This window comes from Allofournierella sp., assembly GCF_017889395.1.
GTDB lineage: Bacteria > Bacillota > Clostridia > Oscillospirales > Ruminococcaceae > Allofournierella.
In genome coordinates, this window is the sequence record NZ_JAGHKE010000033.1 from 1 (window position 1) to 24,620 (window position 24,620).

General features: G+C 61.4%; 19 protein-coding genes, 1 tRNA gene and 1 pseudogene. 15 read left to right on the forward strand and 6 right to left on the reverse strand.

Annotation, left to right across the window (positions count from 1 at the left end):
- Window positions 1-425 precede the first annotated feature (425 nt).
- From J7G73_RS05820 to J7G73_RS05845, 6 genes and pseudogenes are all read left to right on the forward strand, one after another.
- A pseudogene (locus J7G73_RS05820) lies at window positions 426-1,240 on the forward strand (type I glyceraldehyde-3-phosphate dehydrogenase).
- A 139-nt stretch (window positions 1,241-1,379) separates the two neighbouring features.
- Window positions 1,380-2,099: an AzlC family ABC transporter permease gene (locus J7G73_RS05825; protein WP_291245581.1), complete on the forward strand. Its 720-nt coding sequence runs from the start codon at window positions 1,380-1,382 to the stop codon at window positions 2,097-2,099.
- On the forward strand, window positions 2,096-2,419 hold the full coding sequence (locus J7G73_RS05830; protein WP_087291897.1) for a branched-chain amino acid transporter permease: 324 nt from the start codon (window positions 2,096-2,098) through the stop codon (window positions 2,417-2,419). The genes J7G73_RS05825 and J7G73_RS05830 overlap by 4 nt, the downstream gene beginning before the upstream one ends.
- A 225-nt stretch (window positions 2,420-2,644) precedes the next feature.
- Entirely contained in the window at window positions 2,645-2,980 is a 336-nt protein-coding gene (locus J7G73_RS05835; RefSeq protein ID WP_291245582.1) for a hypothetical protein, read from the forward strand.
- A 232-nt stretch (window positions 2,981-3,212) separates the two neighbouring features.
- Window positions 3,213-4,451, forward strand: coding sequence for a hypothetical protein (locus tag J7G73_RS05840; protein ID WP_291245583.1), 1,239 nt, complete (start codon window positions 3,213-3,215; stop codon window positions 4,449-4,451).
- The gene (locus J7G73_RS05845) at window positions 4,448-4,609 is read left to right on the forward strand and encodes a hypothetical protein (RefSeq protein WP_291245584.1); all 162 of its coding nucleotides are present in this window, start codon (window positions 4,448-4,450) and stop codon (window positions 4,607-4,609) included. Before J7G73_RS05840 ends, J7G73_RS05845 begins: the two co-directional genes overlap by 4 nt.
- A 58-nt stretch (window positions 4,610-4,667) precedes the next feature.
- On the opposite strand, the gene J7G73_RS05850 is transcribed toward J7G73_RS05845, so the two are convergent.
- Together J7G73_RS05850 and J7G73_RS05855 are read right to left on the reverse strand one after the other, a co-directional pair.
- Window positions 4,668-5,969 (reverse strand): MATE family efflux transporter, encoded by a 1,302-nt coding sequence (locus J7G73_RS05850; protein ID WP_291245585.1) that lies wholly within the window; start codon window positions 5,967-5,969, stop codon window positions 4,668-4,670.
- 268 nt (window positions 5,970-6,237) lie between these two features.
- A complete protein-coding gene (locus tag J7G73_RS05855) occupies window positions 6,238-7,731 on the reverse strand; it encodes a carboxypeptidase M32 (RefSeq protein ID WP_291245586.1) in 1,494 nt (497 codons plus the stop codon).
- A gap of 223 nt (window positions 7,732-7,954) precedes the next feature.
- Between J7G73_RS05855 and J7G73_RS05860 the strand changes: the two genes are divergently transcribed.
- Window positions 7,955-8,800, forward strand: coding sequence for a glycosyltransferase (locus tag J7G73_RS05860; RefSeq protein WP_087291906.1), 846 nt, complete (start codon window positions 7,955-7,957; stop codon window positions 8,798-8,800).
- A gap of 111 nt (window positions 8,801-8,911) precedes the next feature.
- Here the strand turns inward: J7G73_RS05860 and J7G73_RS05865 are convergent, their stop codons facing one another.
- Both J7G73_RS05865 and J7G73_RS05870 read right to left on the reverse strand, forming a co-directional pair.
- Entirely contained in the window at window positions 8,912-10,450 is a 1,539-nt protein-coding gene (locus tag J7G73_RS05865; RefSeq protein WP_291245587.1) for an amidase domain-containing protein, read from the reverse strand.
- 151 nt (window positions 10,451-10,601) lie between these two features.
- Window positions 10,602-12,386: an aminopeptidase P family protein gene (locus tag J7G73_RS05870; protein ID WP_291245588.1), complete on the reverse strand. Its 1,785-nt coding sequence runs from the start codon at window positions 12,384-12,386 to the stop codon at window positions 10,602-10,604.
- 276 nt (window positions 12,387-12,662) lie between these two features.
- Between J7G73_RS05870 and J7G73_RS05875 the strand changes: the two genes are divergently transcribed.
- The 3 genes from J7G73_RS05875 to J7G73_RS05885 all read left to right on the forward strand — a co-directional run bounded on the left by J7G73_RS05875 (window position 12,663) and on the right by J7G73_RS05885 (window position 15,313).
- Entirely contained in the window at window positions 12,663-13,895 is a 1,233-nt protein-coding gene (locus J7G73_RS05875) for a CobW family GTP-binding protein (RefSeq protein WP_291245589.1), read from the forward strand.
- Between the two features lie 22 nt (window positions 13,896-13,917).
- Complete coding sequence (locus tag J7G73_RS05880) at window positions 13,918-14,868, forward strand: GTP-binding protein (protein WP_087291918.1); 951 nt, start codon at window positions 13,918-13,920, stop codon at window positions 14,866-14,868.
- A gap of 94 nt (window positions 14,869-14,962) precedes the next feature.
- The gene (locus tag J7G73_RS05885) at window positions 14,963-15,313 is read left to right on the forward strand and encodes a hypothetical protein (RefSeq protein ID WP_291245590.1); all 351 of its coding nucleotides are present in this window, start codon (window positions 14,963-14,965) and stop codon (window positions 15,311-15,313) included.
- Between the two features lie 134 nt (window positions 15,314-15,447).
- Here J7G73_RS05885 and rny read toward each other — a convergent pair whose 3' ends face one another.
- The gene (gene rny / locus J7G73_RS05890) at window positions 15,448-17,004 is read right to left on the reverse strand and encodes a ribonuclease Y (RefSeq protein ID WP_087291927.1); all 1,557 of its coding nucleotides are present in this window, start codon (window positions 17,002-17,004) and stop codon (window positions 15,448-15,450) included.
- Window positions 17,005-17,673: 669 nt separating this feature from the next.
- On the opposite strand from rny, the gene thrS reads away from it, so the two are divergent.
- Together thrS and J7G73_RS05900 are read left to right on the forward strand one after the other, a co-directional pair.
- Entirely contained in the window at window positions 17,674-19,608 is a 1,935-nt protein-coding gene (gene thrS, locus J7G73_RS05895; RefSeq protein WP_291245591.1) for a threonine--tRNA ligase, read from the forward strand.
- A gap of 207 nt (window positions 19,609-19,815) precedes the next feature.
- Window positions 19,816-20,073: a hypothetical protein gene (locus tag J7G73_RS05900; protein WP_291245592.1), complete on the forward strand. Its 258-nt coding sequence runs from the start codon at window positions 19,816-19,818 to the stop codon at window positions 20,071-20,073.
- Between the two features lie 126 nt (window positions 20,074-20,199).
- Here J7G73_RS05900 and J7G73_RS05905 read toward each other — a convergent pair.
- Window positions 20,200-20,275: transfer RNA gene (locus tag J7G73_RS05905), tRNA-Lys, on the reverse strand.
- 458 nt (window positions 20,276-20,733) lie between these two features.
- On the opposite strand from J7G73_RS05905, the gene J7G73_RS05910 reads away from it, so the two are divergent.
- From J7G73_RS05910 to J7G73_RS05920, 3 genes are all read left to right on the forward strand, one after another.
- Window positions 20,734-21,939 carry a DUF3048 domain-containing protein gene (locus J7G73_RS05910; protein ID WP_291245593.1) on the forward strand — a complete coding sequence of 402 codons (1,206 nt, stop codon included), beginning with the start codon at window positions 20,734-20,736 and terminating at the stop codon, window positions 21,937-21,939.
- Between the two features lie 90 nt (window positions 21,940-22,029).
- Window positions 22,030-23,349: a DUF3048 domain-containing protein gene (locus tag J7G73_RS05915; protein WP_291245594.1), complete on the forward strand. Its 1,320-nt coding sequence runs from the start codon at window positions 22,030-22,032 to the stop codon at window positions 23,347-23,349.
- Between the two features lie 133 nt (window positions 23,350-23,482).
- Window positions 23,483-24,397: an AEC family transporter gene (locus J7G73_RS05920; RefSeq protein ID WP_291245595.1), complete on the forward strand. Its 915-nt coding sequence runs from the start codon at window positions 23,483-23,485 to the stop codon at window positions 24,395-24,397.
- The last annotated feature ends 223 nt before the right edge of the window (window positions 24,398-24,620 follow it).

The following is a 24,620-nucleotide window of genomic DNA, read 5'->3' on the forward strand; positions in this document are numbered from 1 at the left end:
GGCTTGCTCCGCCCCTTTTCGCATTTTCTGCATCCAAAATCCTGGGGCACGGGCTGCGGGCGCGTCAATGGTGCGCCCGCCCTGCTTCGCAGACCGCCCTGGCCGGTCGAAGAACCCACTGGGTTTTTTGCGGCTTGCGCCACCCCGGCACCCTTGGTGGTTGTCAAGGGGCTTTGACGCTGCAATCCCGCAAAAGCGGCCCTTTTCCGGCGTTGTTTTCTTATGTCACCCCGGCTTTGGGGCATGTATCTGTTAGTTTGCACAAATGATGCACCAATATCCCATGATAATGCCTAAGGACAGGCGCCTGCGTAATAATCTTTGTACTTTTGTGTTAATTTCTTGACAAGCCCTTGTAGTTTTCAGATTTTTGGTATACAATAAAGACACCTAAGTAATTTATTTACCTTAAGGAGGATATTACAATGGCTGTTAAAGTTGCAATTAATGGTTTTGGCCGCATTGGCCGTCTGGCTTTCCGTCAGATGTTCGGCGCTGAGGGTTACGAGATCGTTGCCATCAACGACCTGACCAGCCCCGAGATGCTGGCTCACCTGCTGAAGTACGACACCGCTCAGGGTCGTTACGACGGTCACACCGTTGAGGCTGGCGAGGGTTCCATCACCGTTGACGGCAAGAAGATCACCATCTACGCTAACCCCAACCCCGCTGAGCTGCCCTGGGGTGAGCTGGGTGTAGACGTTGTTCTGGAGTGCACCGGCTTCTTCACCAGCAAGGCCAAGGCTCAGGCTCACATCGACGCCGGCGCCAAGAAGGTTGTTATCTCTGCTCCCGCTGACAAGGAGACCAAGACCGTTGTGTTCAGCGTGAACGAGGGCACCCTGACCAAGGAAGACACCATCATCAGCGCTGCTTCCTGCACCACCAACTGCCTGGCTCCCATGGCTAAGGCTCTGAACGACACCTACGCTATCCAGAGCGGCATCATGACCACCGTGCATGCTTACACCGGTGACCAGATGATCCTGGACGGCCCCCATCGTAAGGGCGACCTGCGTCGTGCTCGTGCTGGCCCGAGAGCTTCGGCTACAACGAGGACGCTATCGTTTCTTCCGACATCATCGGCATCCGTTACGGCAGCCTGTTTGATGCCACCCAGACCATGGTTACCAAGATCGACGACGACACCTATCAGGTTCAGGTTGTGTCCTGGTACGACAACGAGAACAGCTACACCAGCCAGATGGTTCGCACCATCAAGTACTTCGCTGAGCTGTAATTCTCCTCTGCTTAGGGTATGACAAAGGCCCCCGCGTGGTTCCTCCACGCGGGGGCCTTTTTTGTGCCTGTTGCGGCGGCGCTTGCCTTTTTGGCTTTTAAATGCTAAACTGGTAACACGTAAAAGGAGTTGACATACAATGCAGCAGGGAATGCGCCGCAGGGCGCTGGCCGCGGCCTTTCCCCACACGGTGCCCATTCTGGCGGGCTTTTTGTTCTTGGGCATGGCCTACGGCATATACATGAATGTATCCGGTTTTTCCTTCTGGTACCCCATGCTCATGGGGCTTACCATTTTCGGCGGCTCGCTGGAGTTTGTGGCAGTGTCCATGCTGCTGGCGCCCTTTGCGCCCCTGCAGACCTTTCTGGTGGCGCTGATGCTCCAGGCCCGCCACCTGTTCTACGGCATTGCCATGCTGGAAAAATACCGGGGTCTGGGCCTCAAACGGTATTATCTGATCTTCGGCATGTGCGACGAGAGCTTTTCCATCAACTGCAGCGCCGAAATTCCCGAAGGGGTGGAGCGGGGCTGGTTTTATTTCTGGGTCACTTTGCTCAACCACAGCTACTGGGTGGCGGGGGCAGCTCTGGGCGGTCTTGCGGGGTCGCTGCTTTCCTTCGATACCACCGGCCTGGACTTTGTGATGACCGCCATGTTCGTGGTGATCTTTCTGGAGCAGTGGGGCAAGGAGAAGACCCATCTGCCCTCGCTCATCGGCCTGGGAGCCAGCGCGGCGTGTCTGGCGCTGTTCGGGGCGGATTCCTTCCTGCTGCCCGCCATGGGCTGCATTCTGGCCCTGCTCACGGTCTTCAAAGCACCCATCGACCGGATGCAGGCGGAAGGAGGGGATGTGCAATGACCCTGACCCAACAGATCATCACCATCGGCCTGTGCGTACTGGGCACCATGCTCACCCGGTTTTTGCCCTTCTGGGTGTTCCGGGGCGGTCAGGTTCCGGCCTACGTGCGGTATCTGGGCCGGGCGCTGCCGGGGGCCATCTTCGGTATGCTGGTGGTCTACTGCCTGAAGGGGGTGCAGTGGACCACCGGGACCCACGGCCTGCCGGAACTGATCGCAATTCTGGTCACCATCGGCCTGCACCGGTGGAAACGGCAGATGCTGCTCTCCATTGCCGGGGGTACGGTTTGCTATATGCTGCTGGTACAATGGGTGTTTTGAGCGGGATTTTGCCCTGCTGACGGGGAAAAGTGTTCGCGATTGGCAAACAAAATGACTTTTTTTAAAATTTTTCTGATTTTTCAAAAATTTTTGGAAAGAGTTGAAATAAAACTCGGTCCTCAATCGTCTTACAAGTACAAGCGGACATTCAAACCGACCGGCACGGGGCCCTCAGAGCCAGCGGCCCGGCGGATGAAACAAAATTGAAATTGAGGAGGGAATTCCATGAAGTGGATGCTGATCGTATCGGGCCTGTTGGCTGCATGTGCTGCGTTCGCACTGCTGCGTGCATGGGCCGGCAAGGGGAAGTCGAATAAGGGTGAAGTGAGCCTGATGGCCACTGTGAAGCGGATTCTGACCAACGGCGAGGGTCAGTACAAGGGCGTATTCGTCGCCCGCGGCCAGGAAGTGGAGTTCGCCATTCCTGCCCACATCGCCCGTCAGCTGCAACCCGGTGAGCGGGGCGTGCTCACCTACCGAGGCGGCGAGTTCGTGTACTTTGTACCCCGCCAGCAGCTGTTTGAAGCCGAGGGCGAAGGCCAGCTGCGCGCTGTTTCTTAAATCATGCAAAACGTTGCACCAGGGCTTAGCAAGCGGCCCGGGGGCGGCTTTTGAACCCGCCTTATTATGAGACGGAATTTCCGGGAGTGTTTTCTAATGGAGAACACTCCCGGTTTTTTCTTTGTTTTGCCGGTGTGATGTGATACAATAAGGAAAAAACTGCGTCCAAAAGCCGGTGCGGCGGGTTTGCTCCTGCCCCGGCAACGGGCAGATACGGCAGGGGAGAATGGGAATGCAGAAACAGCTCACCCGCATTTTTTCGGCGGGGTTTGCCCTGGTCTGGGGCTGGGTCTTTTTGAATAGCGTGCTGCGCTGGCAGCACAACGGGCTGGCCGCGCTGGCGGCGGGCGCGGTGCTGGGGGTGGTGCTGTTCGCCCTGGCCCGCTTTGCGTTGCCGCTGCTGGACCAGCTGCCCCGCCGCCGGTTCCGGCTGCTGCTGGGGGCGGTGCTGGCGGTCTACGGCCTTGCGCTGGGCTGGCTGGGCTTTCTGCTGGCCGAGGTGCCCATCATGGACATGAGCACCGTGCTGCAAAGCCTGCCGGATTTTCTGGACGACGGCGTGCCTCAGGTGTGGGGTGCTTATTATGTGATCTGCAACAACAATCTGGGTCTGGCACTGCTGCTCACCGGCTGGTATAAGCTGGTGGGGCTGTTCGGCATCACGCCGGACACCGAGGCAGGCATCTACGCGGGCATTGTGCTGAACGTGCTGGCCATCTGGCTGGCGGTGCTGCTGGTCTGTCTGCTGGCCCGGCGTATCCTGCATCACAACAGCGGCGTGGCTTTGGCCTTTGTGCTGTGCGCGGGCTTTCTGCCCTTTGTGCTCTGGTCTCCCTGCTTTTATTCCGATACCCTGTCCCTGCCCTTTGGGCTGCTGGTGCTGCTGTGCTGGAACTACTACCGCAGCGAAAAACGCCGCCCGGTGCGCATTGCCCTGCTGGTGGCCATGGGAGCCGCGGCCTTTGTGGGCTACGCGGTGAAGGGCAGCGTGGCGGTGATGGTGGTAGCGCTGGTGATCCAGCTCTTTCTGGAGAAAAAGCTCCGCCAGGCGCTGGCCGGGGCGCTGGTGCTGGTGCTGGTGTTCGTGGGGCTGAACGCGGGCTACAAGGCCTGGCAGCACAGCGGCCTTTTGGACTTCTCGGTGGAGGGTGCCGAGGGCTTCCCCATTGAGCTGTGGTTTGCCTACGGCAGCACCGGCGACGGCGATTACAACGACCCGGTCTGTCAGGCCGCCAAGGATCTGCCCACTATGGCTGACCGGCGGCAGTCACCTGGGGCGACGGCATGTATGACGCCCAGGAGTTCCTGGCCACCCCGCTCAAAGCCAACTGGACCCACCGGTTCATTCTGGAGGACCAGCCCGGCTATATGCCCATGGTTTACTACTGCCAGGCCTATCAGTTCCTGCTCATGGGCCTGGTGCTGGCAGGCGCGTTGGGCGCGGTACGGCGGGCGCGCCCCGGCACCTTGACCCTGGCACGGGTGAGTGTGTTCGGGCTGATGCTCTTTTTGAGCTTCTGGGAAACCAAGGCACGGTACTCCTTCAACTTCACCCCGCTGCTGATTTTGCTGGCCACGGCCACCCTGTGGCGGCTGGCCCGGCAGCGGCGCATCGGCCGGAAAGACTAAACTGTATAACAAAAGCCGTGAGGAACATTGCCCCTCACGGCTTTTGTTGTGTGTATGCTCAGTTTGCTTTTGCGCGACGGGTCAGAAACAAGAGGGCAGCGCCCAGACCGCAGGCCTCCGCCAGTACATAAGCCAGCCAGACACCGGTCATGCTGAGCAGTGCCGCCAGCACCAGTGCCAGCGGGATCAGGGCAATCAGCCCCCGGATCATGGCAACCCCGAAGCCCTGCCCCGGCCGGTCCACCGCGCTGAAATAGGCGGCCAGCACCAGATTGGGCCCGGCAAAGAAGAAGCCCACAAAATAGATGCGCATGCCGGTGCGGGCGATGTCCGCCAGCTGGGGGTCGGCGTCCCGGTTGAAGGCGGCGATCAGCGGGTTCGGCCACAGGTTCACCGCCAGGTAACAGATCGCCGCCAGCACCAGCACCAGACCAACCGCCAGCCGTAACAGCTGACGCAGCTCGGCGGTGTTGCCCGTACCGTAGGCGTGGCTGGTCAGGGGCTGGATGCCCTGGGCCACGCCGGTGAAGATGGCCAGCCCCACCAGCGCCAGATTGGCAATGATGCCGTAGGCCGCCACGCCCACGTTGCCGGTGAAGTGCAGAATCAGCAGGTTGAACACCAGCAGCACCACGCCGGAGGACAGCTCACACACAAAGGAGGAGGCGCCCAGACTCAGCGCCCGTGCAGCGGGCCGCAGCGCCGCGCCCCGCACCGAAAAGCGCAGCCGGCTGACAGGGCGGGCGAAGTGGGTGGACAGTACGCACAGGCTCAGGATGGGGGCAATGCAGGTGGCGATGGCCGCGCCGAACATGCCTAGCCCCAGCGGATACATGAACACCCAGTCCAGCACCACGTTGGAAAGGCTGCTGGTGAGCATGCCCGCCATGGCCAGCCGGGGCGCGCCGTCATTGCGCACAAAGGCCTGCAGGGTGCTGTTCAATAAAAAGAAGGGGGCAAAGCAGAGAATGGTGCGCAGGTAGACGCTGCACAGCGGCAGGGTCACCGCGTCCGCCCCCAGCAGAGCGGCCAGAGGCCGGGCGGCCAGCGCGCCCAGAGCCAGCAGGGCGCAGCCGACTCCCGCGGCCAGCAGTGCCATGCCGCTGAACAGCCGGTTGGCGGCATCGTTTTCTCCCTGAGCCCGCAGAATGGCATAGCGGGTACCGCCGCCCACGCCGGTCATCAGACCCGCCGCGTTGATCAGGTTGAACACCGGGATGGCGATGTTCAGCGCGGCCAGGCCGTCCGCTCCGATGGCGTTGGCAATGAAAAAGGTGTCCGCCAGAATGTAGCAGGAAAGGCCGATCATTCCCAGCACGTTGGCGCTCACATAACGGCAGAATTTGGGCAATACGTTCACAGGCTTCTACTTCCTCCCTCACAGCAAAAAAGGTGCCTGCCCCCCTCCCTGCTTGCGACCTACCGGGAGAGGTTCAGGCACCTGACGGGCGACCCGGTGGCCGCCCGCCATGTTTTTGTATTGAGGCAACACCGCATAATTCACGCCTCACGGCTCAGGCGGCGTATCACGCCAAAATTTTCCGGCGCGCTCCACCACCTGGAATTGTGCGGTATCGCCTTGAATTCCGCTACTCAGTATAGCAAAGCCCGTGCCAAAAGGCAAGACCTCACAGTTCATAAATGGCGGAATACTTCTCCACCAGATAATCGGTGTAGAACTTGGGGTCGAATTCGCCGCCGCAGGCGTTCTTCAGCAGCTGGGCGGGGGTCTTCTCCTTGCCGTACTGCCAGATGCGCTCCTCCAGCCAGCCGGTGATGGGGGCCCAGTTGCCCGCCTCCAGCAGAGCGTCCACATCCAGATCCTTGCGCATGGAGGCCATCATCTGGGCGCCGTAGGCAGTGCCCAGCGCGTAGCTGGGGAAGTAGCCCAGATCGCCGCCGGCCCAGTGGATGTCCTGCAGCACACCGTGGGCATCGTCCGGCACATCCACGCCCAGCAGCTCCTTCATCTGGGCGTTCCAGGCGGCAGGCAGGTCCTTTACCTCCAGCGAGCCGTCCATCAGGCGCTTTTCCAGCTCATAGCGCACCATCACGTGCAGGCAGTAGGTCACCTCGTCCGCCTCGGTGCGGATCAGGCTGGGCTGGCACTGGTTCACCGCCTTGTAGAAGGCCTCGGGGGTCACGCCCGCCAGCTGGGTGGGGAACAGCTCGGTGAGGGTGGGCCACAGGCTCTTGATGAAGCCCAGGCTGCGGCCCAGGTAGTTCTCGCACAGGCGGCTCTGGCTCTCGTGCAGGCCCATGGATGCGCCGCCGGACAGGCAGGTGTACTGCAGCCGGTCGGCCATGTGCAGCTCATACAGCGCGTGGCCGCCCTCGTGGATCACCGAGTACAGGTTGCTGGCCATGTCGTCCTCGTGGTAGTGGGTGGTGATGCGCACGTCGCCCTTGTAGAACTCGGTGGTGAAGGGGTGCTCGCTCTCGCTCAGCACGCAGTGGCCCTCGTCAATGCCCATCAGCTTCATCACAGCGGCCGAGAGCATCTTCTGGGCCTCGATGGGCCAGGTGCCCTCCAGGAAATCGCAGGGGATCTTCGCGCCCCGCTGGCCGATCTCCTTCACCAGCGGCTGGATCACTGCCTTCAGCTGGTCGAAGAAGGCGTCGCACTGTGCCATGGACAGGCCCTTCTCGTACTGGTCCAGCCACACGTCGTAGGGGGCCTTATTGGCATCGAAGTAGGCGGCGGTGCGGCGGCGGTAGGCCACGATCTGCTCCAGATAGGGGGCGAACAGCGAGAAGTCGCTGGCGGCCTTGGCCTTCTCCCAGGCGTTCACCGCGGCGGTGGTCAGCTTCACGAAGGCGGCGTATTCCTGGGCGGGAATCTTGCTGGTCTCATTGTACATCCGCTGCAGCTCGGCCACCTCGGCGGCCTCCTGCTCGGTGCGCTCCTCATTGCGGGCCTTTTCCAGCAGAGCGGGCAGGGCAGGATCGGCGATCAGGCTGTATTTGATGCTGCTCAGCACCTCCAGTGCCTCGCCGCGGCCGGAATAGCTCTCGCTGGGGGCCACGGTCTGGGCGTCGAAGTCGATCACATTCAGCGCGAACTGAAAGGCGTACAGCTTCTTTTGCAGGTCCCGCAGGGCCTGCATGGTTTCGGTCATCATAAAAATGGTCACTCCTTTGTGGGCAAAATCGCCCGCGCCCGGCCCGGCGGCTTGCCGGGTGCGGCGCAGGGGCTTTTTCTGCTATTATACCGGCTGACGGCAAAAAATACAAACCTTTCTCAAAAAGCCGAAGAAAAGCCGGATGCTCCCGGTTGATTTTCGCCGCTGGATGCACTACACTGAAAAGCAGAGGAGCAATGAATGCCGAAGGGGGAATCGAAGGATGGAGCAGCCGCTGGTCAGTGTGATCGTGCCGGTCTACAACGCGAAGCTACACATCGCCCGCTGTGTGGAGAGCATCCGCAAGCAGAGCTACCAGAACCTGGAGATCATTCTGGTGAACGACGGCAGCAGCGATGTGAGCCTGCAGGTGGTGGATATGTACGCCCGGGTGGACAAACGCATCCTGCTCATCGATAAGGCCAACAGCGGGGTATCGGCCACCCGAAATCTGGCCATTTCCATGGCCACCGGCAAATACCTGCAATTTGCCGACAGTGACGACTACCTTGCCCCGGATGCCACCCGCCTGCTGGTGGAAAAGGCGGAGCAGCATACCGCCGATCTGGTGATCGCGCCCTACTACCGGGTGGAGAACCACAAGCCCCTCTTCGCCAAAACCGAGGAGGACAGCTACCAGACCATCGAGCAGTACGGCTTTCTGGACGCGGGCTTTTACGACAAGACCGCCTTTGCCAAGGGCCTGATGAAGGAGCCCGCCAGCTTTTACTACGGCGTGATGTGGAACAAGCTCTACCGGCGGGATATTGTACATAACCACAACATCCAGTGCAACGTGGAGCTGGGCTGGAGCGAGGATCTGCTGTTCAACCTGGAGTACATCCGCTACGCCTCCCGTTTCTATGCGCTGGAGCAGCCGGTGTATTACTATGTGCAGAACCCCCAGAGCATCACCGCCACCCAGCTGGGGCTGCGCAACACCATGAAGATGCTCTCCACCAAGGCCAGCCTGTTTGCCTATTACAAAAAGCTCTATGAGGAGCTGGGCCTTTACGAGGAGAACAAGCTGCAGATCTACAAATATCTGGTGGCAGTGGCCGAAGCCTGAACCAAAAAAACAAACAAAAGCGAGCCTGCCCGGGAATGCTCCCGTGGCAGGCTCGCTTTATTACAAGGAAATACCGCCTGAGCCGTTCGGCGTGAATTATGCGGTGTTGCCTCAGTTGTTGTAGCCCAGAACATGGATCAGCCGCACATCCGCGTAGGCGTAGGCGCTCATGGGCCAGTCGATCCGGTCGGTGGTGTTGGAGGCGATGAGAAATTCCACCGGCTGGCCATTGGCGTCGTTGATCACCTCGGTCACCAGCACCGAGTGCTTCCACTCGCCGTCTGCCCCGTATTGCAGCACGTCGCCGGGCTGTGCGGTGTACAGGTTGCCGTCCGCCTCGGCCACCAGACCGTAGCCGCTGTTCTCGTTCACGTAGGTGTAAAATTCATCCACACCGCTCCAGCTGGAGGAGCGGCCCCGGGCCTCGGAGTAGGAGTTGGGCACGTCGCTGTACCATTTCCACTGCTGAGTGTCGTAGCCGTAGATGTCCATGGGGATGCCGCCGGCGTACAGGCATTGGGAGGTGAAGTTGTTGCAGTTGCCGCCGTAGTCGTCGTAGATGCCCCATTTGGGATTGCGGGTCATGGCGGTCAGCCCCACCCACTGGCGGGCGTAGGCCACCGCCGCCTGCCGGTCATAATCCATGTCGCAGGTTTGAAGACTGCTCTGGCCGGATGGGTCCGCCAGATATTGCTGGCGCTGGCTGGCCAGCTTGTCCACATCCGCCTTGGCGGCGCTCATCAGCTGGCTCAGCGTGCTCTGAATGGCGCTCTCGCCGCCGGAGGACTGGCGGCTGTACACATCCCGCACCAGATTGAAACCGTCCTCGGTCTTTTCGTGGGCCAGGATCTTGCCGTCGGCGGAGAAAGTGAAGGTGTTCTCGATGCCGCAGCTGGAGCTGGTGCGGCCGTTCAGAAAGCTAAACTGGATCTGATCGTCCTCCTGCAGGCTTACGGTGATGGTTTCGCCCTCCCAGCTGGTTTCCTCCACCGTCAGGCCGATGGTGAAGCCGGTCATGGTCAGGTCCACCGGCTGCATGGCCCGCACCCGGCTGATAAAGTCCACACTGGCCTCATCCAGCAGGCAGGCCTCCTGCGCAGCGGCACCCGGGCCGTAAAGATCGTCCAGCTCCGGGGCCTCCAGCCGGGCCGCGGCATCGTAGCAGCGCACGAACCATTCGGTCAGGGTGTCCTGCACTTCCCGGGGCAGCTCATCGCCCCCGGAGCGGAACACGCATTCGCCTACCGACGGCGCGGGTGCAGGCTCTGCCTGGCTGGCCGGGGTGGAAGCATCCGCCCCGGCGGGAACCGTCTGCCCGACGGACCAGACCCAGGTGAAGCCCAGAATCAGGCAGCTGACCAGAGCGGCCAGCGCCCAGGGCCGCAGGGAGGAGCGGCGTCTGCGGCGGACCGGCCGGGGCGGATTGGCCCGCTGCTGCACCGGGCGCGGAGTGGGCTGCCGGGTCACAGGGCGGCGCACCTGCCGCTTTTGGACCTGGGGCGCATAGCGGGTTTCCAGCGAGGAACGGCGGGGCGCGGTGCGCTTTGCGGGGGCGCGGCGAACCGGTTGGGCCGATTGGACCATCTGGCGCGGCGTGCGCTGGCGGCCTGCCCCGGAATGGTATTTCCAGCTTTCGGGGGAATTGGCCATCGTCTCGTTCCTCCTTTGGCAATATTTTTCTATTAGACGTATTATACCGCGCCGATGTAACGAAACTGTATCGAAGGAGCGTGCAAAGTTGTAAATTTTGGCGGCGGGATGCAAAAAATCCCCCGGCTTTCACCGGGGGATAAGTGTGTGATCAGGCCAGGGGCTTGGTCTTTTCGGCCAGCCATGCGGCTTCCGATTCGGTCAGCAGGGGAGCAAGATCCCGATAGGTCTCGGCATGGAAGGCGTTCAGCCAGGCCTTCTCGTCCGCGTCCAGCAACTCGGGGCGCACCGGGGTCAGGTCGATGGGGCAGCGGGTCATGGACTCGAAGCCCAGGAACTGGCCGTACTGGTTCTTCACACGCTCCACACACAGCAGCTCGTTCTCGATGCGGATGCCCACCTCGCCCTCTTCGTAGATGCCGGGCTCGTCGGTGACGGTCATGCCGGGCACGAAGGGCACATGGTTGGTCACGCGCAGGCTCTGGGGGCCCTCGTGTACGCCGCCGATGAAGCCCACGCCGTGGCCGGTGCCGCAGCGGTAGTCAATGCCATGCTGCCACACCGCGGCACGGGCCATTACATCCAGATTGCCGCCGGTGCAGCCGGACAGGAACTGGAGCTTGGCGATGTCGATATGGCTCTTGAGCACGTAGGTGTAGTAGGTGCGCTCGTTGTCGGTCAGCTCACCCAGCGCGTAGGTGCGGGTGATGTCGGTGGTGCCGTCGGTGTACTGTCCGCCGCTGTCCACCAGCAGGAAACCCCGCTTCTCCAGCTTGGTGCAGTTGTCCGGGGTGGCGTGGTAGTGCATCATGGCGGCGTTTGCGCCGTAGGCGGCAATGGTGTCGAAGCTGGGGCCCAGGTTGCCGGGCTGCTCAGCGCGCAGCTCCAGCAGCTTGCGGTCCACATCCACCTCGGTAACGGTCTCGCCCGCGGCCAGCTGCTGCTCCAGCCAGATCTGGAAACGCACCATGGCCACGCCGTCCTTCACGTGGCAGTTCATCAGGTTCTTGATCTCGGCGGCGTTCTTCACACCCTTCATGGCCTGGATGAGGTCCTCGCCCATCTTCACCGTGAAGTTGGGGTTCTGGCACACGGCACTGTAGATGGCCCAGTTGGTGGAGCCGTCCATCAGGATCACCCGGTCGTGATGGTAGCCGGTCAGGGTGCCCAGCAGCCGGTCGTAATCCTCCACGCCCACGCCCTGGGCCCGCAGTGCGGCGGTGGCCTCCTCGGGCAGGCGGCTCTGGTCGATGAACAGGGTGGCGCTGGTGGCGGTCACGAAGCAGTAGGCCAGTGCAAAGGGAGTGCAGTCCAGATCAGCGGCCCGCAGATTCAAAAGCCAGGCCACGCTGTCCAGCCGGGAAACCACCATGGCGGAGGCACCGGCATCGGCCAGTTTACTGCGAAGGCGACTCAGCTTTTCCTCCACGGAAGCGCCCGCGGTTTCAGCGTCCACCAGCCAGGCGGGGGTGGAGGGAACCGGGGGCCGGTCCTCCCAGATGGGGCTGACCAGATCAACGGACAGCACCTTCGCGCCCTTCTTCGTCAGGGCTTTTTCCAGCTCCTGTACGGTGGCGGTGGGGGTGACCATGCCGTCCAGAGCCAGCACCTGGCCCTCGCCCAGGGCATCAGCCAGATATTCGGTCACGGTGGGGGTACCCTCTACGGCGATTTTCTGCAGCTGGATCTCGCTGCCGGCCAGCTGGCGCTCGGCCTGGATGAAGTAGCGGCCGTCGGCCCAGAGGGCGCTGGCGGTATCGGTCACCACAAGGGTGCCCATACTGCCGGTGAAGCCGGAGAAGTAGGCCCGGGCCTTCCAGTGGTCGGGCAGATATTCGCTGGAATGGGGATCCGACGAGGGGATCAGGCAGGCATTCGCCCCGGCGGCCTGCATGGCCGCCCGCAGCTGGGCGATCTTTTCGTTGGTGGTTTTCATGGGATCTGTTTTACCTCTTTTCTCACAGCGGAAGCATTCCGCGCCCGCCGTGCAAAATCGTGTTGAATTTATAGTAACACGGTAAAGCAGGTTTTAAAAGAGAGCGAGGCGCAAAAACGCAAAATTTCGCAAAAAGAACACCGGAGAAAACCGCGCAATGACCTTGACAAAGATAGTATAATAAGAAACAGAACGACTGTTTTCAGCAGGCGGCCCGGGGGAGGGAACATGCTCCGGCAGGGCGGCTCTGCGCAAGATAAAAGGAGACAATATACCATGACCAAGATCGATATTTTTTCCGGTTTTCTGGGCGCCGGCAAGACCACGCTCATCAAGAAGCTGATCGCCGAGGCCTACGCGGGCCAGAAGCTGGTGCTCATCGAGAATGAATTCGGCGAGATCGGCATCGACGGCGGCTTTCTGAAGGAGGCCGGCATCGAGATCACCGAGATGAACTCCGGCTGCATCTGCTGCAGCCTGGTGGGCGACTTCCGCGAAGCTCTGAAGAAGGTCATCGACCAGTACCAGCCGGACCGCATCCTGATCGAGCCCTCCGGCGTGGGCAAGCTGAGCGATGTGACCAAGGCTGTGCAGGGCATCGCCGCCGAGCGGGACGTGCAGCTGAACAGCTTTGTGACCGTGGCCGACGTGAACAAGGTCCGGCTGTACATGAAGAACTTCGGCGAGTTTTACAACGACCAGATCGGCCATGCCAACGCCATCATCCTGAGCCGTACCTGCGCCGCCAGCGAGGACAAGATCGCCCGCGCCGTGGCCATGATCCGGGAGAAGAACCCCGAGGCTACCATCGTCACCACCGACTGGAACCAGCTGAAAGGCGAGCAGATCGTGGCGGCCATGGAGTCCAAGCGGGACTTCGTGAAGGAGCTGCTGGAGGAGACTCAGGTCTGCCCCGAGTGCGGCCATCACCACGAGCACGGCGAGGAGTGCGGCCGCGAGCATGAGCATCACCATCATCACGACCACGATGAGGAGTGCTGCTGCGGTCACGACCATGAGCACGAGCACGAGCATCATCATCACGATCACGACGAGGAGTGCTGCTGCGGTCACGACCACGACCATGAGCACGAGCATCATCATCACGATCACGATGAGGAGTGCGGCTGCGGTCACGACCATGACCATGAGCACGAGCACCATCATCACGATCACGACGGCGAATGCAGCTGCGGCTGCGGCCATGACCACGACCATCACCACCACCATCACGCCGACGAGGTGTTCACCAGCTGGGGCCGTGAGACTGCCCGGGTGTTCACCGAGGAGGAGATCCGCACCGCTCTGGAAGAGCTGGACAGCGGCAAGTACGGCGTGGTGCTGCGCGCCAAGGGCATCCTGCCCGGCACCAACGGATGGATCTACTTTGACCATGTGCCCGGCGAGGCCGATGTGCGCGGCGGCGCTGCGGATGTGACCGGCCGCCTGTGCGTGATCGGCTCCAAGCTGGACGAGGCTGCCCTGGAGCAGCTGTTCCATCTGGCCTGAGCCGCAGGGAGGGAGAGGTAACGTGAAAGAGATTCCGGTATATCTGTTCTTGGGCTTTCTGGAAAGCGGCAAGACCCGCTTTGTGCAGGAGACCATGGAGGACCCCAAGTTCGACTCCGGCGACAAGACCCTGCTGCTGGTCTGCGAGGAGGGCGAAGAGGAGTATGACGCCGACAAGTTCGCCTTCGGCGGCGTGAGCGTGGAGCTGATCGAGGACAAGGAGCAGCTGAACCCCACCCATCTGGCCGAGCTGGTGAAAAAGACCGGCGCGGGCCGTGTGGTGATTGAGTACAACGGCATGTGGATGGTGCAGGAGCTGTACGAGGCCATGCCGGAGAACTGGGTGATCTACCAGACCATCGGCACCGCCGACGCGAACACCTTCCGCATGTACTTCGACAACATGCGTCAGCTGTTCCTGGATAAATTCGCCCAGTGCGAGCTGCTGGTGGTGAACCGGGCCGACGGCCTGACCGAGGAGGACCAGGAGTTCGTGCACAAGGCGGTGCGCCAGGCCAGCCGCCGGTGCGACATCGCCTACGAATACGCCGACGGCAGCGTGGCCTACGACCAGCTGCCGGACGAGCTGCCCTTCGACATCAACGCGGATGTGATCGAGATCGGCGACGAGGACTTCGGCATCTGGTATCTGGATGCCAGCGAGGACCCGGAGAAGTACGCGGGCAAGACCGTGCGCTTCACCGCCCAGGTCTGCCAGACGCCCCGGGTGGGCCAGAATCAGTTTGTGCCCGGCCGCTTCGCCATGACCTGCTGCGTGCAGGATATCCAGTTTGTGGGCTTCCCCTGCAAGTACGACGATGCCAAGAAGCTGGCCCAGCGCAGCTGGATCAAGATCACCGCCAAGGTGCGGGTGCAGTTCCACCCCCTGTTTGGCGGCAAGGGCCCGGTGCTCACCGCCCTGTCGGTGGAGGCCGCCCAGCCCCTGAAGGACGACGTGGTCACCTTCAGCTGACCGGCCGAAGAAAAACAAAACGAACAGGGTCCGTTCCCGGGTTTGCGCCGGGGCGGGCCCTGTGGTATACTACTCAAAAAAGGAGGGAGTACCCATGGGATTTTTCAAACGACTGATTTCCATCGTTCTGGGCATTGCGGCGGGCGCTGTGGCCTATAAGCTGCTCAACGATTACAACAAGAGCTCTCATATCGAGGGCGAATATGTGGAGGTGCCCACCGAGCCGGAGCAGCCCGCGCAGGCCGAGCCGGAAAAGGCTTCCCGCGAGGAGCCCCAGCCGGAGCCCACCGTTTACCCCCAGCGCCCCGACCGTGGCCCCAACACCAATCCGGTGACCCTGGGAGCAGCGGAAAAGCCGCTGGATGAGAACGGCAAGCTGGACCCCACCCGCATCGCCAATGCCGAGGATTTCGGCGACTGGGACGATCTGGGCTGTCAGGGCTGATCGGATTCGGAGAATCAACGCAAACAAGAACCGGCCCGCAGGGAGAAATTTTCCCCGCGGGCCGGTTCTTTTTTGCGATAAAAAAGCCCCCGGCGGAGAATTTTCCACCGGGGACTCGTTGTATGGTTGAAAGCTTACTTGGCGTATTCCACCGCGCGGCTCTCGCGGATCACGTTCACCTTGATCTGGCCGGGGTAATCCAGCTCTTCCTCGATCTTCTTGGTGATGGAACGGGCCAGCAGGATCAGCTGGTCGTCGCTGATGGCGTCCGGCTTTACCATGATGCGCACCTCGCGGCCAGCCTGCACGGCGAAGGCATTCTCCACGCCCTCGAAGCTGCAGCTGATCTCTTCCAGGTTCTCCAGCCGCTTGATGTAGCTTTCCAGGTTCTCGCGGCGGGCACCGGGACGGGCGGCGCTGATGGCGTCGGCGGCCATCACGATGAAGGCCAGCGGAGTCTTGGGCTCCACATCGCCGTGGTGTGCCTCGATGGCATGGATCACGGCGGGGTTCTCCTTGTACTTGCGGGCAATCTCCACACCGATCTGGATGTGGCTGCCTTCGATCTCGTGGTCCAGAGCCTTGCCGATGTCATGCAGCAGACCGGCGCGGCGGGCCTGGGTTACGTTCACGCCCATCTCGCCGGCCAGCAGGCCGGACAGATAGGAAACCTCCAGTGAGTGGTTCAGCACGTTCTGGCCGAAGCTGGTGCGGAACTTCAAACGGCCCAGCAGCTTCACAATGTCGGGATGGATGCCGTGGATGCCCACCTCCATCACCGCGCGCTCGCCCTCCCGCTTCATGGACAGCTCCAGCTCGCGGCGGCACTTCTCCACCGTCTCCTCGATGCGGGCGGGATGGATGCGGCCGTCGGCGATCAGTCGCTCCAGCGTCATGCGGGCCACCTCGCGGCGGGCCTGGTCGAAGCTGGACAGGGTGATGGCCTCGGGGGTATCGTCGATGATCAGGTCCACGCCGGTGGCGGTCTCCAGGGCGCGGATGTTGCGGCCCTCGCGGCCGATGATGCGGCCCTTCATCTCGTCGTTGGGCAGGGGGACCACACTCACGGTGGTCTCGCTGGAATGGTCGGCGGCGCAGCGGGCGATGGCCTGGCCGATCATCTCGCGGGCCATGGTGTCGCACTCATCCTTCAGGTTGGACTCGTAGGCGCTGATGCGCATGGCCTTCTCGTGGGTCAGCTCCTGATCCAGGCGGTTCAGCAGCAGGTGCTTGGCGTCCTCCTGGGTCAGACCGGCGATGGTCTCCAGCTTTTCCATCTGGCGCAGCTTCAGCTGTTCCAGTTCGTCCAGCTTTGCTTCCACCAGCTCGCTGCGGCGGCGCTGCTCCTCTTCCTTCTGCTCCAGGGCGGCCACCTTCTTGTCCAGGGATTCCTCCTTCTGGTCCAGGCGGCGCTCCTGGCGGCTCAGCTCGCTGCGGCGCTCCTTGATCTCCTTGTCGGCCTCGGTTTTCATGCGCAGGGCTTCGTCCTTGGCCTCGATCACGGTCTCTTTGCGTTTCTGTTCGGCGGTCTTGATGGCGTCGTTCACAATCCGCATTGCTTCTTCTTCGGCACTGCCGATCTTGGCTTCAGCGGTTTTGCGGCGGTAGCTCTGGCCAAGAAAAAAGCCTGCGGCCACACCGACGGCGATTGCAACGACTGCCACCAGTACCAGTACGATAATGGATGGCAATGTTTTCAACTCCTCAAATAAAAATGGTATCTGAGATGACCGCCATGGTGCAGGGGCAGACCGGCTGATTGCGGGACCTGGAACGAACGGCACGCAGCACAACGATACCGCCGCACAGGCGGTGCGGCGGGAAGGATGCAAACGGGCTGAATTGGATATTGCAAGGCAGCAGGGCATGCTGCCGGTGTTCGTTTGGAAATACTCACAGTATCTTGCGCATATTTCACAAAAAGCAGGGCGGACCCTGCGGCTGATCATCTAATATACTTACTATTTATTTTAATGACGAGTTCACAAATTGTCAAGAAATATTGACAATCCCGAAGGGAAGGTATAAGATAAGGCTGAACCTATCCCGCAAAAGCGCAGATGCGGACATGAGCGGGCGGGCAACACGCGGATAGAGAAGGCCGCCGCTTCCCTTTCGGAGGCGTGCTGAGAGCGGCTGCGCGCAGGTGCCCCCACAGCTTACCACCGCGGAGCGCGGGGGCGAACCCCCGCCGGCAAGGGCCCGTTATCGCCCAAACGAGTGGGCGTGCCAAAAGGCGCGCAATTCGGGTGGAACCGTGGAGCTTTCAGATGCTTCATCCCGTTATTGTTTTACGGGATGGGGCATTTTTTCTTTTTCGCCCCTTTGGGCGAAGCGATCAAACGGGAGGTCGAATCGTTATGATTAAAGTTGATTTGAAGGGCACCGTCAAGGAGTTCGAGGTAGGCGTATCCGCCGCTGAGGTGGCCAAGAGCATCGGCATGGGCCTGTACAAGAGCGCCTGCGCCGCCAAGGTGGACGGCCAGGTGTGCGATCTGCGCACCGTGCTGGACAAGGACTGCGCGCTGGAGATCCTCACCTTTGCCGACGACGAGGGCAAGCACGCCTTCTGGCACACCGCTGCCCATGTGATGGCTCAGGCCATCCAGCACCTGTACCCCGAAGCCCACTTCGGCATCGGCCCCGCTCTGGAGAGCGGCTGGTACTACGACATCGGCGGCGTGAAGCCCTTTACCCCGGACCAGTTTGCCGCCATCGAGGCCGAGATGAAGAAGATCGCCAAGGCGGACCTGCCGGTGGAAAAGCGCATCATCACCGTGGAAGAGGGCCGCGAAATCTTTGCCGGTCAGCCCTATAAGCTGGAGCTGCTGGAGGAGTACGCCGAGAAGGGCTGGGAGCTGAGCGTTTACCAGCAGGGCGACTTCGTGGACCTGTGCGCGGGCCCGCACCTGATGAGCACCGGCGCGGTGAAGGCCGTGAAGCTGACCCAGGCCACCAGCGCCTACTGGCGCGGCGATTCCAGCCGGGACAGCCTGTGCCGCATGTACGGCATCGCCTTCCCCAAGGCCAGCGAGCTGGAGGAGTACCTGAAGCAGCAGGAGGAGGCCCTCAAGCGGGACCACAACAAGATCGGCCGTGAGCTGGAGTACTTCACCACCGTGGAGTCCATCGGCCAGGGTCTGCCGGTCATGCTGCCCAACGGCGCCCGCGCCGTCCAGCTGCTGCAGCGCTGGGTGGAGGACACCGAGCAGAAGCGGGGCTACCTGCTGACCAAGACCCCCCTGATGGCCAAGCGCGATCTGTACAAGATCAGCGGCCACTGGGACCACTACCTGGACGGCATGTTCGTGCTGGGCGATCCCTACGATGAGACCAAGGAGTGCTTCGCCCTGCGTCCCATGACCTGCCCCTTCCAGTACCAGGTTTACCTGAACCGCAAGCGCAGCTACCGTGACCTGCCCATGCGTCTGGGCGAGACCTCCACCCTGTTCCGCAACGAGGATTCCGGCGAGATGCACGGCCTGATCCGCGTGCGCCAGTTCACCATCAGCGAGGGCCACATCGTGCTGCGTCCCGATCAGCTGGAGGAAGAGTTCCGCGGCTGCCTGGAGCTGGCCAAGGAGATGCTGGAGACCCTGGGCCTGGGCGAGGACGTAAGCTACCGCTTCAGCCAGTGGGACCCCAACCGCAAGGACAAGTACGAGGGCACCGCCGAGCAGTGGGAGGAAGCCCAGGGCCTGATGAAGAAGATCCTGGACCACCTGGGCCTGGAGTATAAGGTGGGCATCGACGAGGCCGCCTTCTACGGCCCCAAGCTGGACATCCAGATCAAGAACGTGTTCGGCAAGGAGGATACCCTCATCACCATCCAGATCGACATGCTGCTGGCGCAGAAGTTCGGCATGACCTATGTGGGTGAGGATGGTCAGGAGCACACCCCCTACATCATCCACCGCACCTCCATCGGCTGCTACGAGCGTACTCTGGCCCTGCTGCTGGAGAAGTACGCCGGTGCTCTGCCCACCTGGCTGATGCCCACGCAGGTGGAGATCATCCCCATCACCGAGCGTCAGCACGCCTACGCCCGCGAGCTGCACAACAAGCTGGAGGCCGCCGGCATCCGCGTGGACACCGACTACCGCAGCGAGAAGATGGGCTACAAGATCCGCGAGGCCCAGCTCAAGAAAATCCCCTACATGCTGGTAGTGGGCGACAAGGAGATGGAAGAGGGCCTGGTGGCCGTGCGTGCCCGCAAGGAGGAAAAGGGCGGCGTGATGACCCCCGACGCCTTCATCGGCCAGATCCTCACCGAGATCGCCACCAAGGAGCGCTGATCGCGCCTGCTTGTGAGCAAAGCATTCTGATTCAAATGAAAAGAGCCGCATCCAACCGGGTGCGGCTCTTTTGTGTGCTGCGGCGCGGCCAGGGTAAATTTGACCGGATCTTTACATCCCCTTCACCCAAAAGAGATAGACCCGCCGCTCCGGCGGGTCTAAACTGAAAGCAGGAGAAACAGCAAGCAGGTAAGGAGGAAAGGAAGAATGAAGAAGAGACGGCAGATGGATTGGATAATCGGCTCGCTGCGCACACTGGCAGCGCTGGCAGGCGTGCTGCTGCTGGCCTTTGGCGCGGCACCCGGTGCGCTGGCTGCCGGAACCCAGCAGGCGGCGCAGGCTCTGGCGGGGGAGACGGGAACCGTGATCTGGGGCGTGGTGTTTGCGCTGGCGGCACTGGGCATCATCACCGCAGAGATCGCCCAAAAAAAGCGCGCTGCACGCCGCGATTCCCAAGAGGGCTGAAAACCCAGGCAAAACAAAAACTCCCCCGGCCTCGGTGCAAGAGAAGCGGGGGAGTGTTAAGTGAAAAGTGAAGAATGAAGAGTGAAAAAGGAAAAATCCCGGGCGCTTTCGCGTCCGGGATTTTTTTGGTGAACCATCGGAGACTCGAACTCCGGACCCTCTGATTAAAAGTCAGATGCTCTACCGACTGAGCTAATGATTCACGCCACTTACAGCTTGTTTATTATATCAATCGAAAAATGCTTTGTCAAGCGATTTTTGAAAAAAATCGAGCGACACATGATGACGGTTAAAAGAAACAGAAAAATGACCAACAAAAATTACAAAGTGTTTACAAACGGCGGAAAAATGAGTATGATAGTGTTAGCCCATCGTTTCAAGGATAAGCGGTTGGGGCGTGGGGGTCCCGGTTCGATCTCCACACCAGAGCCTTGGGAAAATGGTTTGAAATCGTTTCAATAGGTTTGATATACAAACTTTTTCCTGGGATTTTGGCGAAAGTGCGTAAAAATTTCCGTTTGCTTTACAACGATTCGGCGCGGGAGTAAAATGGAAAAAACGGGGGCAAGCTGCTCCCGGCGCGATGATAAGGGCTTTCCGCATGGGTGCGCCCCGGCTGCGGCCTGTGCAAAAAATACACAGACAAATGGAGAGAATTACATGAAGCGTTTGATGAGTGTCGTATTGGCTGTTCTCATGGCAGCCAGCGTATTCACCGCCTGCGGCGGCAGCGGCGAAACTGCCAGCGGTGAGGGCGGTCAGGGTGCATCCACCCCTGCGGCCACGCCGGAGCCCACGCCGGAGCCCTATGAGGCTCAGGTACTTACCGGCTACGAAAAGGACATCGACTACCCGGAAGGCGAACGGATCACCGGCGTGATGGTGAATAACATCCAGGCCTGCCGGCCCCAGCGCGGCCTTTCCGCGGCGGATATCCTGTTCGAGATCAAGGTGGAGGGCGGCATCACCCGCTTTATGGCCCTGTTCACCGATTACAACGACATTCCCGAGATCGGCCCCATCCGTTCCGCCCGCGACCAGTTCTTCCGCCTGGTTCTGCCCTGGCAGCCCCTGTATGTGCATGTGGGCCAGAGCGTGGTGCAGCGCCAGTACATCGAGGACTACGACTACGAGGAGTGGGACCTGGAGGGCAACACCGCCGCCGGCCTGATCTACCGTGACTCCAACCGCCGCAACTGGGCGGGCAACACGGTGGCCAAGGAGCACACTGCCTACACCAACGGCGAAAAGATTGCCGAGTACATTGAAAGCCAGAACATCGACGACCGCCGCAGCTACAACTCCACCTTCTTTGATTTCGTGGACTACCGCGACGCGGCTGTGATTCCGGCAGGCACCTTTGTGGAGGGCGACAACAACGCCGAGCGCGTAACCATCCGCCATTCCCAGAGCTACCGTACCCAGTTCGACTACGATGCCTCTCTGGGTCAGTACAAGATGGCGCAGTACTACTCCAGCCTGGGCAGCTACCGGGATACCATCGATGAAAACAACGATCAGCAGCTCATGTTCGACAACCTGATCGTGCTGTTCACCGATATCCACACCTATCCCGGCCACGAGGCCAAGGACCTGCAGTATGCCGAGTACAGCTGGGGCGGCGTTGGCTACTACTGCTACGGCGGCAAGATCGAGAAGATCCGCTGGGAGAAGGGCACTCCGCTGGAGGCTCTGCGTCTGGTCACCTTCGACACCCAGGAGCCCTTCGAGATCAACTGCGGCAAGAGCTATGTGACCGTGGTGGACATCGACGAGGCCGAGAACTTCAAGTGGGAGGCACTGGCCACCGCACAGGATACCCAGGAAGCGCCCACCACCGAGACCTTCGTGGAAAGCGACGATTGATCATAGTCTGATCCAGGGCCTGTCTGCCAAAATGGACAGGCCCTGTTTTGTACATTCAGAGCACCAAACAGGGGAAGGGGAAACACAAAAATGAAAGCATGCTACAAAGCGGCGGCGCTGGCGCTGAGCCTGGCGCTGCTGGCTGGCTGCGGCAAGGGGGCCGATTCCTCCCAGGCGCAGCCGTCGTCCCAGACTTCGTCCAGCCAGGCAGCCTCCTCGCAGGCCGAGCCCCAGGCGCCGCAGCTGCCGGAAACAGAGAACGACATGCCGCTGCCTGCCCAGGGCATCAGCGCGCTGTCCGGCCGAGAAACCGAGTATTACGGTCAGCGCCCGGTGGCGGTGATGCTCTACAACGACAAGGCAGCCTGGCCCCAGTGGGGCATCGGGGACACCGAGCTGCTGATCGAGGCCAACACCGAAGGCCAGGACACCTGGATGATGGCCCTGTACGACGGGGTGGATGCATTGCAGAAGGTGGGCCCGGTGGGCCAGGGGCGCGATCTGTTTCTGCAGATGGTGATGCCGCTGCAGGCGATCCCCATGTATGTGGGCAGCGATGTGTATGCCTCCAACCTGGTGAACTACTACAGCTATCAGCCGCTGGACGGCGTTTACACTGGCACCACCGCCTTTGATCTGGACCGGGAGCGGGCCAAGATCTATGCGGAGCAGTACAGCTGGTACACCACCAGCAGTCTGCTGCCCGGCGCACTGGCCCTGTACGGCCAGAGCAGCGAGGGCGAAACCCACAGCTTCTTCCAGTTCTCGGAAGGAAGCGTGCCCCAGAACACCCAGGGTTACGAGCTGGATATCACCTATGGCAGCGAGCGCACCGCCCGCCTGGTCTACAACACGGAGGACCAGCGCTATTACCTGCGGGAGGGTGACGCGCCCCAGACCGATGCGGGCCGCCCGGACGACAGCGAGGTCCGCTTCTCCAATGTGATCCTGCTCATGGCCTCCAGCGGCCTGAAGGACAACGGCGTGACCCGCCAGTATGACCTGAGCGGCGGTCAGGGGCTGTATCTGTCCGCCGGCGGGGTGCAGACCATCCGCTGGGAAAAGGGCGACGCCCTGGCCCCGCTGAAGCTGTACGACGAGAGCGGCAGTATGCTGAACGTGCAGCCCGGCCGGACGTACATGGGAATTTACGGCGGCTTTGCGGGCCAGAGCCTGAAGCTGCTGGATGCCTCGGGCGCCGAGCAGGCGCTGCCCGCGGCTCCCGCGCCCATGCCCACCGCTGTGCCCACCCCCAGCCCGGAGCCCACGCCGGAGCCTACCCCGGCACCCACCCCGGAACCGGCGCCGGAATCCGTGCCGGCTTCTCAGCCGACGGCAGAGCAGGGGCAGGCCTCCCAGCCCGCGCCCGCCTCTGAGCCTGCGGCCGCATCCCAGCCCGCCGAAGGCTGAGATAGGCCCTCCAGGCGGCAGCAAATACAAGCAAAAAGCAGCGAAAACAGGTGCTTTCGCTGCTTTTTTGTTGCAGTTTTTGTTCCGGCGGAAGTATAATAGAGCTATTGTGTTTGGAGAGGGGGAGTGGCCCATGGAGGCCGTATTTGTAAAATCGTCATCGTTTTTGTTGGTGATCCTGCTGGGAGTGATCTTCCGATCGGTGGACACCTTCGGAGAAAAGGACCACCGGGTGCTGAGCAATATCGTTTTGAAGATCACCCTGCCTGCGGCGGTGATCACCAGCACCGCCAACATGGCCTGGCAGCCCACGCTGCTGCTGATCCCGGTTCTGTCTCTGATGGCCAACTGGGTGATGATCGGAGTGGGTGCTGCGATGGCCCGGGGAAAAACCAACCGGGAACGGGTGCTGTATATGGTAAACTGCCCCAGCTGGAACATCGGTGCCTTTGCGCTGCCGTTCCTGCAAAGCTTTCTGGGGGCCGGAGCCGTGATGGCGGGCTGTCTGTTCGATGTGGGCAACTCCCTGATGTGCACCGGCGGAACCTATGCGCTGGTGTCGGTGGTGTGCGGCGGAGAAAAGCCGGACCTGAAAAGCGCGGGCAAGAAGCTTCTGTCCTCAGTGCCCTTTGTGACCTACGTTACCATGCTGCTGCTGGTGATCTTTGGGGTCACGGTGCCGCAGACCCTGCTGGATCTGATCAGCCCCATCGCTGTGGCCAATCCCTTTGTGGCCATGCTGATGGTGGGTGCCATGTTCCGGGTGCAGGCAAAGCCCGCTTATCTGTGGACGGCGGCCCGTATTCTGGGGGTGCGCCTGGTGCTGGCACTGGTGCTTTCGGTGGGCTGCTATTATCTGGCGCCCTTCTCGCTGGAGGTGCGGCAGGGCCTGGCGGTCATGGTGTTTGCGCCCATTTCGGTGATCGCCCCCGCCTTCACCGAACGGTGCGGCGGCGACGAGGGCCTGGCCAGCTTCATCAACTCTCTGTCCATCCTGTTGGGCGTGGTGGGAATGCTGGCGGCCATTCTGGTGCTTGGCGTATTGTAATTCGGCAGGGTACAAAAAAGCCCCCGGCGCTCGTGCAGCCTGCGCGAGCGCCGGGGGTTCATTTTAGCGGAAGAATCAGTCATCCGGCTGATCGTCCAGATAGCCGAAGGGCACAATGTCCACGGCCTCCACAATGCCGTCCCGCATCCAGAGGGTGGTGTCGGTGCGCAGGGTGTAGCCCGCGCCCGGGTCGGCCATCCAGTCCTCGGGCTTGCGCTGGGGC

What these genes read in the sequence shown, in the direction of transcription:
- J7G73_RS05855 (WP_291245586.1), bottom strand. Translation starts at nt 7,731, where the DNA reads ATGATGACCGAAACCATGCAGGCCCTGCGGGACCTGCAAAAGAAGCTG.
- J7G73_RS05825 (WP_291245581.1), top strand. Translation starts at nt 1,380, where the DNA reads ATGCAGCAGGGAATGCGCCGCAGGGCGCTGGCCGCGGCCTTTCCCCAC.
- J7G73_RS05865 (WP_291245587.1), bottom strand. Translation starts at nt 10,450, where the DNA reads ATGGCCAATTCCCCCGAAAGCTGGAAATACCATTCCGGGGCAGGCCGC.
- J7G73_RS05915 (WP_291245594.1), top strand. Translation starts at nt 22,030, where the DNA reads ATGAAAGCATGCTACAAAGCGGCGGCGCTGGCGCTGAGCCTGGCGCTG.
- J7G73_RS05875 (WP_291245589.1), top strand. Translation starts at nt 12,663, where the DNA reads ATGACCAAGATCGATATTTTTTCCGGTTTTCTGGGCGCCGGCAAGACC.
- thrS (WP_291245591.1), top strand. Translation starts at nt 17,674, where the DNA reads ATGATTAAAGTTGATTTGAAGGGCACCGTCAAGGAGTTCGAGGTAGGC.
- J7G73_RS05840 (WP_291245583.1), top strand. Translation starts at nt 3,213, where the DNA reads ATGCAGAAACAGCTCACCCGCATTTTTTCGGCGGGGTTTGCCCTGGTC.
- J7G73_RS05900 (WP_291245592.1), top strand. Translation starts at nt 19,816, where the DNA reads ATGAAGAAGAGACGGCAGATGGATTGGATAATCGGCTCGCTGCGCACA.
- J7G73_RS05835 (WP_291245582.1), top strand. Translation starts at nt 2,645, where the DNA reads ATGAAGTGGATGCTGATCGTATCGGGCCTGTTGGCTGCATGTGCTGCG.
- J7G73_RS05860 (WP_087291906.1), top strand. Translation starts at nt 7,955, where the DNA reads ATGGAGCAGCCGCTGGTCAGTGTGATCGTGCCGGTCTACAACGCGAAG.
- J7G73_RS05910 (WP_291245593.1), top strand. Translation starts at nt 20,734, where the DNA reads ATGAAGCGTTTGATGAGTGTCGTATTGGCTGTTCTCATGGCAGCCAGC.
- J7G73_RS05920 (WP_291245595.1), top strand. Translation starts at nt 23,483, where the DNA reads ATGGAGGCCGTATTTGTAAAATCGTCATCGTTTTTGTTGGTGATCCTG.
- J7G73_RS05830 (WP_087291897.1), top strand. Translation starts at nt 2,096, where the DNA reads ATGACCCTGACCCAACAGATCATCACCATCGGCCTGTGCGTACTGGGC.
- J7G73_RS05870 (WP_291245588.1), bottom strand. Translation starts at nt 12,386, where the DNA reads ATGAAAACCACCAACGAAAAGATCGCCCAGCTGCGGGCGGCCATGCAG.
- J7G73_RS05885 (WP_291245590.1), top strand. Translation starts at nt 14,963, where the DNA reads ATGGGATTTTTCAAACGACTGATTTCCATCGTTCTGGGCATTGCGGCG.